Annotated in this window: 10 protein-coding genes; 4 read left to right on the forward strand and 6 right to left on the reverse strand. The window is 54.8% G+C overall.

Annotated elements, in window-relative coordinates; genetic code table 11:
- Positions 1-6: 6 nt before the first annotated feature.
- The 6 genes from BLQ17_RS02370 to BLQ17_RS02395 are packed head-to-tail and all read right to left on the reverse strand — an operon-like array spanning position 7 to position 5,422.
- Positions 7-618 carry a flavodoxin family protein gene (locus BLQ17_RS02370; protein ID WP_092219415.1) on the reverse strand — a complete coding sequence of 204 codons (612 nt, stop codon included), beginning with the start codon at positions 616-618 and terminating at the stop codon, positions 7-9.
- A 38-nt stretch (positions 619-656) separates the two neighbouring features.
- Positions 657-1,166, reverse strand: a complete 510-nt coding sequence (locus BLQ17_RS02375) for a 4Fe-4S dicluster domain-containing protein (RefSeq protein ID WP_176761045.1) — start codon at positions 1,164-1,166, stop codon at positions 657-659.
- Positions 1,167-1,216: 50 nt separating this feature from the next.
- Positions 1,217-2,191: an aldehyde ferredoxin oxidoreductase C-terminal domain-containing protein gene (locus tag BLQ17_RS02380; protein ID WP_092219418.1), complete on the reverse strand. Its 975-nt coding sequence runs from the start codon at positions 2,189-2,191 to the stop codon at positions 1,217-1,219.
- 42 nt (positions 2,192-2,233) lie between these two features.
- The gene (locus BLQ17_RS02385) at positions 2,234-3,166 is read right to left on the reverse strand and encodes an aldehyde ferredoxin oxidoreductase N-terminal domain-containing protein (protein ID WP_176761046.1); all 933 of its coding nucleotides are present in this window, start codon (positions 3,164-3,166) and stop codon (positions 2,234-2,236) included.
- Positions 3,167-3,194: 28 nt separating this feature from the next.
- On the reverse strand, positions 3,195-4,646 hold the full coding sequence (locus BLQ17_RS02390) for an aldehyde dehydrogenase family protein (RefSeq protein WP_092219422.1): 1,452 nt from the start codon (positions 4,644-4,646) through the stop codon (positions 3,195-3,197).
- A gap of 41 nt (positions 4,647-4,687) precedes the next feature.
- Positions 4,688-5,422 (reverse strand): aspartate/glutamate racemase family protein, encoded by a 735-nt coding sequence (locus BLQ17_RS02395; protein WP_092219424.1) that lies wholly within the window; start codon positions 5,420-5,422, stop codon positions 4,688-4,690.
- 376 nt (positions 5,423-5,798) lie between these two features.
- Here BLQ17_RS02395 and BLQ17_RS02405 point away from each other — a divergent pair, with 376 nt between their 5' ends.
- From BLQ17_RS02405 to BLQ17_RS02420, 4 genes are read left to right on the forward strand one after another with little or no spacing between them, the layout of a single operon-like run.
- Entirely contained in the window at positions 5,799-8,225 is a 2,427-nt protein-coding gene (locus BLQ17_RS02405; RefSeq protein ID WP_218121698.1) for a glycyl radical protein, read from the forward strand.
- Between the two features lie 38 nt (positions 8,226-8,263).
- Positions 8,264-9,274, forward strand: coding sequence for a glycyl-radical enzyme activating protein (locus BLQ17_RS02410; protein ID WP_176761047.1), 1,011 nt, complete (start codon positions 8,264-8,266; stop codon positions 9,272-9,274).
- A 57-nt stretch (positions 9,275-9,331) separates the two neighbouring features.
- A complete protein-coding gene (locus BLQ17_RS02415) occupies positions 9,332-9,673 on the forward strand; it encodes a phenylpyruvate tautomerase MIF-related protein (protein WP_092219430.1) in 342 nt (113 codons plus the stop codon).
- Between the two features lie 36 nt (positions 9,674-9,709).
- Positions 9,710-12,154 carry a glycyl radical protein gene (locus BLQ17_RS02420; protein WP_092219432.1) on the forward strand — a complete coding sequence of 815 codons (2,445 nt, stop codon included), beginning with the start codon at positions 9,710-9,712 and terminating at the stop codon, positions 12,152-12,154.
- Positions 12,155-12,158 lie beyond the last annotated feature (4 nt).

The raw sequence follows: 12,158 nt of genomic DNA on the forward strand, positions 1-12,158 counted from the left end.
CCGGGATTAATCCATGAGGGCAATCCCCAGCCGATAAGCCTGCTGCATCAACACCGAATCGGCCGGGATCACTCCAGGCTTCAGGTACCCATCCACAGCCGGGTCCGCTTGCCTCTTCATCTCCCCGGAGCCATGGACATAACCTGCAAAATCACACCCGGTATAGCGGGCCATATCCTGGATCATCCTGATCGCATTGTTGCAGCCCGACTCAAAAGGGTCTTCACACCCGTAGGAAAAAGCGGCAGCAATTTTTTTACCCCGCATAAGACTCCTGCCGGGGTCCTGGCTGTACAGGCAAAAAAGACGGTCGATAAAGCATTTCAGCTGCGCCGACAGGGAAAACCAGTACACAGGGGAGGCGACAACCCACACCCCGGACTCGGCCAGGGATGGATAAATCTTCTGCATATCGTCGTCAACGCTGCACCCCTTCTTTTTCTTGCAGTGGTAGCAGGCGATGCACGGACCAACCTTAAGACGGCGAAGATCAAACGTTTCAACCCGGCCGCCGGCAGAAGCAGCCCCCCTTGCAATTTCCGCTGCCAGGGCGGAAGAGTTGCTTTTTGGGCGGGGACTGCTCAAAATTACGGTTATCCTGCGATCTTCTCCAGCCATTTACATGACCTCATGTTTCAATTGGTGCACTATGCAATTTAACAGGAGGCGGGATTGTTGGTGGCGGCGGTGGACGCCGTCGCCTCGATAACCCGGCGTGCCGCATCTCTTTTCAGGGCAACATTGACCTGGTCAGCGCTCACATACTCAAGAGCCCCCGACGGACACACCTTGACACAGGTAGGGTCCCCGTCACACTGCGTGCAGACCACGGATTTACCGATGGTGCGGTCGACAAAACAGGCTCCGAACGGACAGGCGTAACTGCAGGAAGAACAGCCGATGCACTTGCTCTCGTCTATCTGCCTCGCCCCGGTCTGCAGATTGCGGCTGATGGCCTTGTTGGGACAGACCAGTTCGCACATCGCCGTCTCACACTGCATACAGGTAGAAGGAACAAAATCGTACTGTCCGTTGTTTTCCGATTTGATCATTCTGATTCTCGATCTTTCCGGATTACACTCCCCCATGTTTCTCAGTGAACAGCCGACTTCACACATCTGGCAACCGCTGCACCTGTCCGCATGAATTAAAATAACGTATCCCATGACTATACTCTCCATATTTCCACATCAGGTGATACAAGGCCCACCGAAAGTTATTGGATTTCAGAAAAAAGATGATCTACCCCCAGCACTTTGAGCGTGTCGTGTTTCGGAGTCCCCGAGTTTTCATGCCATCCCATGGCCCTGTAGAACTCTTCCTTCATCTTGTCGACCTCCTCCGCGGTCACACTGTCTTCTGGCCACGCTCCGGCCATTTTTCGGTTAATCATCGGCGGTGGCAGCGTATCATCGTCCCGGGTAAGCCCGTTCATCATGGCAAAGAGACGCTCCTGGGCGGAAATCCTCGATGCCTTTGCCAGAAGATCCTCGACGCTGATCTCAATTCCCAGCCCCGCCGACAACACCTTCGCCTGGAATTCTATACTGAGGCCGACGTTGAGAAAAAGGGTATTCCACTTGCACTGCCCCAAGGCGTCACTTACGATAATCAAACGGTTTCCCAGGGCGGCCACACTGCCTCTGGCCGTTATGTCATGCTGGGTAAAGGTATCCGGCAGCCCGTTTTTGCGGCTTTCCTCCTGTGCTTTTTCAATTATTGCCATGGCACTTCTGGCTTCCCAGCTGTCCGGTTTTGCCATCCCGGTCATACCGGTATTTTTTCCGGAGCCGAGATTATCAAAGGATCCGTAGCGAGCCCTGTACTCGTCGCCCCCCCTGGGATTGACGATTGCTCCCATGGTTCTTCCACGAAAACTCAGAACGTCGGTACAGCCGACAGGCATTCCCTTGAGATTCAGGGCTTCCTCGACCCCTTCGCCCAGTTCCGCCGCTGCTTCCTGTACATTTTTCGCAAGCGTTGCGCCGAACCCCTCTTTTTTACCGATCTGTCTGATGAGAACTGCAATAGCCTCCTTATTGCCCCAGGTAAGCTCAATACCCCCGGTTTGTTCTTTTGAGATACCCCCCGTTTCATAAAGCTCCATGGCCCAGGCGATCATTCTAGCCGCCGACATGACGTCGATTCCCTGGCGCTGGCAGGTGACGACCAGGTTGTACCAGGAATCCATATCCGCATCTTTGAGCACCCAACACGTGGATGCGTAATGGTTTCAATTGACCACCACCGGCCCGAGATCGGAATTGTCGTAATAATCCATGCACCTGACCTGGCAGTTAAAACATCCTGCAATTCCCAGGCCCTGCCGATTCTTGTGTTTTTCCCAGAACGGTTTGTGGCCGCCGCGAAGCTCTTTCTGCTTCACCCACTGGGTTGCCTCGTAGTTCCCTAGAGTTTCGCCCCAGGACGGCGGGTCGTTACCTATCGCATCGGTGGTTTTAGCCATGCCGATCAACGGTTTCTGCTCCGCCAGCGCTTCCAGGCAGAGCTCCATGAATTTTTCCGGCTGGGCAACCCGTACGCCTCTGGTGCCCCGCACCGCTATCGCCTTGAGGTTCTTCGCCCCCATCACCGTGCCCATCCCGGTCCTGCCTGCGGCGTTGCCCAGGCGGTTCTGCACCGAAGCGTAGCCGATCAGGTTTTCGCCGGCCGGCCCGATACAGACGACCTCTACTTCCGGATCTTTCAGTTCTTCCCGAATCAGGTCCTGGGTCTCAAAGGTATCCTTTCCCGCCAGGTGGGATGCATCCCTGATCTCCACCTTGTCGTTATAGATCGATATATAGACCAGTTTTTCAGCCGCACCTTTTACCACAACGCTGTCGTAGCCTGCATATTTCAGCTCCGGCCCCCAGTAGCCGCCCATATTGGACATTCCCTGAAAGCCGGTAACAGGTGATTTGGCGGCTATTTCCACCCGGCCCGATCCGGGCACCATGGTCCCGGTAAAAGGGCCGATGCTGAATAAAATTACATTTTCCGGCCCCAGCGGGTCGGTATCCCCAGTTGTCTCTTCATACAAGATCCGGGAGTTGATCCCCCGTGCCCCGAGCCACAGGTCGGCATAATCCGCAGTCGGTGTTCTGCGGATCTCACCGGTGCTCAGATCCACACGGAGCAGGGTTCCGCCATACATGTATTCCATTATCATTACCCGTTGTTTGTGGTCACTACTATTTCACCTTTGCCAGATCGAACATGGTCATCTTGACATTGGTCAGTTCGTTGAAAATCCAGTCTGACAGCATTCTGCCCATGCCGCTTTTCTTCACCCCGCCAAAAGGCGACATCTCATCCCAGCAGGAGGTGGCCTCGTTGATGTATACCGAACCTGCCTGGATATTTTCAGAGAGAAAATATGCGTTGGCCAGGCTGGAGGTAAAGGCGCCAACCTGGAACCCGAAACGGGTTGCGTTGGCCTTTTCGACCGCGTCCTCCAGACTTTCAACAACCATAATCGGCACAACCGGGCCCATGGTCGGTTCATTGGTGATGAGCATATCCATGGTTGCATCCTCGATAATGGTCGGTTCGAGATAGAGGCCGCTCGGTTCGCCGCCGCCGGTTATGAACCTGCCGCCCTTGTTGCGCGCATCTTCAAGGTTGGCAAGAGTGTTCTCCAGGATTTTGCTGTTGTTCAGCGGGCCGATATCGGTATCCGGCTCCATCGGGTTGCCAAACTTCATACTTCTGGTCTTGGCCACGAACTTTTCGACAAATTCCCGGTACACGTCTTTATGGACAAGCACCCTGCGGGTGGAAATGGGAGACTGGCCGTTATGGCCGTACGCCCCCTGGGCACACGAGAGAACCGCCTCGTCGATGTTGGCGTCGTCCATGACAATAAATGGATTGTTGGAAACCACCGCAGCAAGGACCTTCTTCATGCCGGCGCGTTGCGTTATTGTTTCGCAGGTGTTCTCCTGACCGAATAGGTTTATTCCCTGGACATCCGGGCTGGTCACCAACTCATCGCCCACCTCGGTGCCATAGCCGGTGACCACGTTAATCGCCCCGGGCGGAAAGCCGGCCTCCTCAAGAGCTTCGGCGATCAGGATTGCACTGATCGGCGCCCCCATGGACGGCTTCACAATGACCGCATTGCCAAGGGCAAGGGCGTATGGAATCGTGCAGTTGGGCATCTCGGAAGGATAGCTGAAAGTGGAGAGGTTCGCGACCACGCCGATCGGCTCGTAGCTGGAAAATATCCGTTTATTGTTGTTGTCTTCCGTAACGTTGGGCAGGGTCAGCCCCCTGTGACTTTTCACGTTATACATCGCCACATGAAAATTGGACCAGCTGTATCCCCCCACCGGACTCGCCTCGCTTACCGACTGCGCCATCGGCTTCCCCGACTCCATGCACATGATATCGCACATCTCGCGATCTCTCTTCTTGGCGATTTCATGGGCTTTATGGAGCAGTTCAATACGCTTTAGAAGCGACATTTTCCGTAGCGCCTTCCGCCCTTCACAGGCGGCAGCTATTGCCTTTTTCGCATCTTCCCTGCCGCAGTTGGCAACCGTACCCACAACCGAGCCATCTCCCGGGGAAACAACCTCAAAACGATCCTTGCTTGCTGCCTCTACCCACTCTCCGCCAATCAGGGCTTTTTTTGCTATCATGGTATCTCCTTCTGGTATTTGGTTGTATCTCTGTGACAATCTCAGGTGTGTCCGTTGAATCTCTTACGGACAGTGGCCGAGTGGACATAGTTGATCATGGTACTGAAATCGTATACCGGAAGCCCGAAAGCTTCCTGCACCGCAGCAGCGTATGGAGGAAGATCGGTGCATTCGAACAGGATGATCTTTATCTCCGGATTCTCTGCTATCATCTTTCCGGTGACCGCAACAACTTCCGATTCCACCTTGGTAAAATCGAGGGTCCCTTTTTCCGCATGGATGGCACCGTAGAACTCTGGCTGATCCTGCATTCCGGTCACCACCATTGGTACTTCCACTCCGCCGGTGGCAATCCGCAAATGATCCTCTGTCAGCGTCTTGCTGTTGGCGGTAACCACACCGATTTTTTCTCCGGGGCGGAGCATTCGCGAAAGAAACGGCAACTGCAGCAGACTCGACATAAATGTCGGCACCGGAAATTCCCTGGTAAGCAGGTCATGGTAGAGCACCATAAACCCGCAGTTGCCGGTAATGGCTTTTACGCCCTCGTTGATGAGCCGCCAGCCGGCGTCGATGAACGGCTGGAGCAATTGCGGATCGCCCTGGTAAACAAGCTTTTCCATATTGGCGCCCTTGACTATCTCATACCTTACCGGGTAGTCGAAGCTGGTTGCGTTACCCGGACACCCCGGTGGAAATGGCATGAAACTCTCCATCAGAATTATGCCGATCGCTTCACCATAACTGGTCTGGCCTTTGTTCGCGTGGTAGATCATTATCTATTCTCCTTCACCTGTTGGTACATAGAACTCATCGGATTCATGGGCCGGAGGTTGCCCTCCCGTAAATCTCAAATCTCGTTTCTTAACCGGTCTGTTTTTTGCAAAAACCAAGCCAATACCGGGCAAGTTCAAAAAGAGTCGGCACCAAAGCCAGCTGCGCTCTCTTTCTCCGGTTACCAGGAGGTCGCCGGCCGATACAGGGTTGAATCGTTTGGCAGGACGGAGCGCAGATATTGAGTCATTCTTGGACGCACCGGTAAAAAACAGCGACCCATAAAAAATAAAACTTGACGGCCGCACCTTGTTTGGATACTTGTATACAAGCAACAAGGTGCAGAGCAATCAAGATTTGCCAAACACGGAGGCAGACATGAATACAATGGCCGCAGAAAGAGTAACAGATCGCCGGCAGACGCCCGAACCAACCGTTTCCGGAGCAAGACGCAAAGCGTTGATGGAACAGTTCAGAAAGGCGAAACCGGCAATCTGCATGGAGCGAACCCTGGCGTTCACCAACTCCCACAAGCAGACCGAGGGACAGCCGGTGATCCTGCGCCGGGCCAAAGCTTTTCGAGCCGTTTGTGAATCGATAACGGTCAGGATCTTTGATCACGAACTGGTTGTCGGTACCCTGGGCAATGGGCACCGGCTCGGTGTTCTCTGTCCCGAGATGTCCTGGAGCTGGCTCAAGGAAGAGATCGACACCATTACCTCCCGTAAAGCAGAGCCATACCAATTCACTGATGAAAACAAAAAACTGTTTGTCGAAGAGATTGTCCCTTACTGGCGAGGACAGTCCCTGGAGGAATTCTGCCTTGAGCGCATGCCCGAGGACCATAAGAACATAGGTATCGGCACCGGGATCATGGACACCGAGATGAAATGGCGCTCGGGGGTCGGCGAAATAACCCCCGACCACCAGGACATACTCTTTGTCAAAGGGTACTCAGGCATTAAAAACGAAGCTCTTGACCAACTGCGGCAGCTCGACAACCTGAGCCGGGAAAACCAGGAAAAAAGAGACTTTTACCGGTCCATGATCGAAATCGCCGAAGCGATGATAACCCTTGGAAAACGCTACTCGACGCTTGCCGAAAGCCTGGCGGAAAACTGCAGCGACCCGGTCCGCAAAAAAGAACTGCTTACGATTGCCCGCACCTGCAGCAACGTTCCCGCCAACGCACCTGCCAGCTTTATTGAAGGATTGCAGATGGTCTTCTTCGTGCAACTCGGCTGTCTGCTTGCGGAGAGTTCTCCGGCATTTAACGTCGGCCGCTTCGATCAGTTCATGTTTCCGCTCTATCAAGCGGATATCGAGGCGGGCAGACTCGACCGGGCCGAAGCGCTGGAGCAGATCGAGTGTTTGTGGATCAAACTTTCCGAAATATTCTGGCTGCTGACCGAAAACGGCGCGAAGTACTACGCCGGCTACTGCGGTTTTCAGAACCTCACCCTCGGCGGACGAAAAAGAAACGGCAGGGATGCCACCAACGAGGTGAGCTACCTCGCCCTTGAAGCGACCGCCAACGTGGGATTGCACCAGCCCTCGGTGAGCGTCTCTATCCACCCGGAAACGCCTGATGAGTTCCTTATCGAGGTCTGTAGGCTTGCCCGTCGCGGTAACGGCATGCCGGCAATCCATAACGATATCATCGCAACCCAGATGATGATGTACAAAGGTCTGCCACCAGATCAGGCACGCGACTGGAACGGGCTCGGCTGCGTCGTCCCGTCGACGAGAAAGGTGTCCGAGTGGACCTACGCCGGTCAATACAACATGGCCGCCTGTCTCGAATGGGCCCTCAACCGGGGAAAAAGTCGGAAAACAGGACAACAGTTCGGTCTGGAAACCAAAGACCCGGCGACTTTCACCAGCTTCGACGACTTGCTGGAAAGTTTCTACGGCCAGGTAAAAAAATTAATAAAAACAGGATACGAAACGACCATAATCCAGCAGCTCGTCCACCAGGAATCGGTCCCGAGGCCATTTTTCTCGGCAATGGTTGAAGGCTGCATGGAAAGCGGCAAAGACCTGACCAGGGGTGGCGCGAAATACAACGCCGGTCCCGGCTGGGTAGTTGTCGGCTGCGCCGACACGGCAAACGGACTTGCAGCCATTAAAAAAATCGTCTTCGACCAGAAGAAGACGACCATGGCAGAACTCTGCAGCGCCCTTGACAACAATTTTGAAGGGTTCGAGGAGTTGCGCCAGCTGTTGGTCAACAGCCCCAAATTTGGTAATGACGACGATTACGTCGACAACCTGCAGGTTGAACTTGCCGATTTCTCAGATCGCGAGTTCAGGCAGTACCGGGACGTTCTGGGGTTGCCGTTTCACAGCGCCATAATGGGCCTCACCTTCAACATTCCCACCGGCAACAGCCTCGGAGCCCTGCCGTGCGGACGATTTGCAGGAGTCCCCCTCGCCGAAGGTTCCTCCCCCCATCCGGGAACGGATATCTCGGGACCAACCGCCTGCATCAAATCCCTTGGCAAAATGAACCACGAAAACCAGCCCGGTGGCACCCTGTTAAACCTGAAGTTCCTGCCCAAAGCCGTTGAAGGCGAGCGCGGCCTTTACGGCCTCTCCGCACTTATCAGGGCATATTTCGAACTCGGCGGCTACCACGTCCAGTTCAACGTCGTCGATGCCCGGAAGCTTCTCGACGCCCAGCTACACCCGGAAAAATACGGATCTTTTGTCGTCCGGGTGGCCGGATACTGTGCAATTTTTACCGAATGCACGAAAGAGGTGCAGAACGAGATCATACGGCGAACGGAACACTGCGCGCTGTGACAGCAGGCACCAGGGGAGCGGCAATACAAGTTTTGGCAATGGATGAAAAAATCATGGAAAGAGCGCAGATAAGCCGGGAGGCGAAACGGACAACCGCCAAGGGTATTATTTTTGAAATAGAACGCTGGTCGCTTTCCGACGGTCCGGGAACGCGAACCGTGGTCTTTTTAAAAGGATGCCCCCTCTCCTGCTGGTGGTGTGCAAACCCCGAATCTCAGTCAGATCGGGTACAGATAGGCGTCTTTACCGGGAAATGCATCGACTGTGACAGGTGCGCCGAGGCGTGTGACAAGGGTCTTGCCCTGCCGGCCGTAAAAGGCGGTTTTTCCGGCAACGGACCGTGCCGCGCATGCAACAGGTGCGTATCCGCATGTCCATCAAAAGCCAGGCGCAGGATGGGGGAGTTCGTAAGCGCCAGCGAGGTGATAAAAGAGATAAAAAAAGACAGCATCTTCTACCGGAAATCGGGCGGAGGGGTCACCTTCAGCGGGGGAGAACCGTTCAGGCAACCTGAATTTTTGGCCGAACTGCTCGCAACATGCAAAAAAGCGGGAATCCACACAGCGGTGGAGACATGCGGGCTCTTCAACTGGGAAACCGCCGCCGACTGCATAGACCTTATCGATTTCGTGATGTTCGACCTCAAACATATGGATGACCGGCACCATCGCAGGCTGACCGGAGCATCGAACAGCCTGGTCCTTGAAAACGCAGAAAAAATGGCACGAGCCGGCGTCGACATGGTGATCAGGATTCCGATCATTCCATCCATAAACGATTCGGAGGAAAATATCAGGGCAACCGCCGGCTTCGTCCGCGAAAAACTCGACACTGCTCTTGGTATCGAGCCGCTCCCTTACCACAGGCTGGGGCTCACCAAATATGCGGCACTGGGATTGGACTACAAGCTTTCAGACATTAGTTCACCCGATGATGATCACATCCAGGCCATTTGCCACCTGATCACGGAAGAAAGAGTAAGGTGCTTCAGCCCCGGCAGCAGATACCAGAAGGAATCGAACCAGTCGCAATTGACACGGATAAAGTAACGAAGCCAACCCCCAAACAGCAGCGGATTATCCGCACGCAAACGAAAAGGAGATGTCATGCCTGTTCTAGATATTGAAACAAACCAGCAAATCACCACGGACCGCTGCCGGGAAATTACCGGTCGGGCGGTCGCAATGTTAGCCGAGATGCTCGACAAACCCAAGGGCGCCATCCTGGTCTTTATCAGATCCAATCCGACCCTCACCTTGGGAGACGACGGCCAGCCCGCAGCCTTTGTCCGGTTCAAGCTGTTCAGCTTTGCCGACCGACAGGCGGAATATGTAGAAAGATTGAGTGAATTTCTTGACACTGAACTCGGCGTAGCCCCGGATCACCAGTTCCAGGAGCTTGTCCGGATGGATCCCAAAATGTTCGGCTACAACGCAAAACTGTGCTAGCAAAGATCCACTTCCAAGCACAACAAGGAGAGCACCATGCTAGAAAATGCATCCATCGCCAACAGACCAGTCCAGCCGGCACAATCTACCGCTGCTTCCAGCAACCAAGAGACGGGAAACGACAGGACCCGGCGGCTGAAAAACGCATATCTGCAGTCCAGGCCGACAATCTGTATGGAACGGGCGGCGGCGTTTACCCGGTCGTTTAAGAAAACCGAAGGGCAAGCCAGGTGTCTGCGCCTTGCCAAGGCTTTTCGTCACGCCTGTGAGACCATTACGATCAACATCTTCGATGACGAACTCGTGGTCGGCACCCATGGTTCGGGCAGGCGCATGGGTGCCCTGGTACCGGAGATTTCGTGGAAATGGCTCAACGAAGAGCTCGACACCATCGAGACCAGGCCCCGCGATCCCTACTACATCTCCCCGGAACATAGAAAACTCTTCCTGGAGGAGATCGTCCCCTACTGGAAGACCAGATCCCTGGAAGAAAAGGCCCTGGCGCAGTTTCCTGCGGAGACCCTGAAAACCGGGGTCAATACCGATATTCTCGACACCGAGATGAAATGGCGAAGCCATGTTGGTGAAATCACACCTGATTTTCAGGACATTGTGTTCCCCAAAGGTTTCAGGAAGATAAGAGACGAGGCCCGCGAGAAACTCGAGGAGCTTAAATATACCGAGATCGAAGACCTTGACAAGATCGAGTATTATCAAAGTTCCATCGAGGCGTGTGAGGGGATAATGACCCTTGGCCGTCGCTATGCGGAGAAAGCCGAAGCCATGGCAAAGGTGCAGACCGACCCGCAGCGGCGGCAAGAGCTTGCGGCCATTGGTGCGAACTGCCGCAGGGTTCCCGCCGAATCGCCAAGAAATTTCTGGGAAGCGGCACAAATGTGCTGGTTTGTGATGATGAGCTGTTTTCTTTCGGAAAACTGCCCCGCCTTCAACGTCGGCCGTTTTGACATGTTCATGAACCCGTTTTTCCAGGATGATCTTGAAACTAAAACGATAACCGGGGAATTTGCCCAGGAAATTATCAACTGTCTGTGGATCAAGATAGCCGAACTGATCTGGCTGCTTCCCAAAAGCGGGAGCAGATACTATGCCGGCTATTCCGGTTTCACCAATCTCAGCGTTGGCGGGCGCAACTTCGACGGCAGCGACGCCGTCAACGAAATCAGCTACATGGCGGTGGAAGCCACATCCCGGGTGGGACTGCCGCAGCCTTCCCTGAGTGTTATCATCCATCCCGACACCCCCGAGGACTTTTTACTGGCATGTTGCCGCCTGGCCCGACAGGGGATAGGGTTTCCGGCGTTTCACAACGACCGGGTAGGGGTGCAGATGATGATGTACGCCGGGTTGCGACCGGACGACGCCAGGGAGTGGACCCTGCTCGGCTGCGTCGTCCCCCACCACCGCAAGGTGTATGAGTGGACCGATGCGGGCGGATACAACATGGCCGCAGCCCTGGAGTGGACCCTGAACCGGGGACGCTCGAGAATTACCGGGGAACAGATGGGGTTGCCCACCAAAGATCCAAGGGAATTCAGCTCCTTTAATGAACTCAAGGAGACTTTTTTTACCCAGGTCAGACACATTCTCAACCACTGCGCCATCTCGACCATAATCGAGCAGCGGCTGCACCGGCAGATGGTCCCCAGACCGTTTCTGTCGCTGCTGGTCGAAGGCTGCATGGAGAGCGGCAGCGACCTGGTAAACGGCGGTGCCAGGTACAACATCGGTCCCGGCTGGATAGTGGTCGGGGCTGCGGACTGCGCGAACGGGCTCGCTGCCATCAGAAAAAACGTCTTCGAAGAAAAGAACATCACCATGGATCAGCTGCTCAAAGCGCTGGATGACGATTTTGTCGGCCATGAAGAGATTCACGAAATGTTGAAAAACAGCCCGAAGTTCGGCAACGACGACGACTACGTTGACCGGCTGCAGGTGGAAATGACCGATTTTAACGACCGGGGCCTGAGCGAGTACACCGACATCCTGGGTAATCCCTTCCATAGCGCTATCATGGGTTTGACCTACAACATTCCCACCGGCTCCGTGGTGGGCGCTTTGCCCTGCGGCAGGAAAGCGACCACGCCGCTGGCGGAAGGCTGCTCCCCCCACCCCGGTACCGACACCAGCGGTCCGACAGCCTCCATGCGTTCCGAGGCCAAGGTCAACCACGAACTGCACCCGGGCGGTACTTTATTGAACCTGAAACTGTTACCGTCGGCCATCGAGGGCCAGCGCGGTCTGGCCGGAATGGCAAACCTTATCCGCTCATATTTCGAGCTGGGTGGATACCACTGCCAGTTCAACGTAATCAGCCAGGAAACATTACGAGACGCCCAGGCAAACCCCGATGACTATCGCGACCTGGTCATCAGGGTAGCCGGTTATTGCGCCATATTCACCGAGCTTTCCCCGGAGGTACAGAACGAGGTCATTCGCCGCACCTCCCACGAGAGCCTGTAGAAAC

Origin of the sequence: Desulforhopalus singaporensis (assembly GCF_900104445.1) — a bacterium.
Lineage (GTDB): Bacteria > Desulfobacterota > Desulfobulbia > Desulfobulbales > Desulfocapsaceae > Desulforhopalus_A > Desulforhopalus_A singaporensis.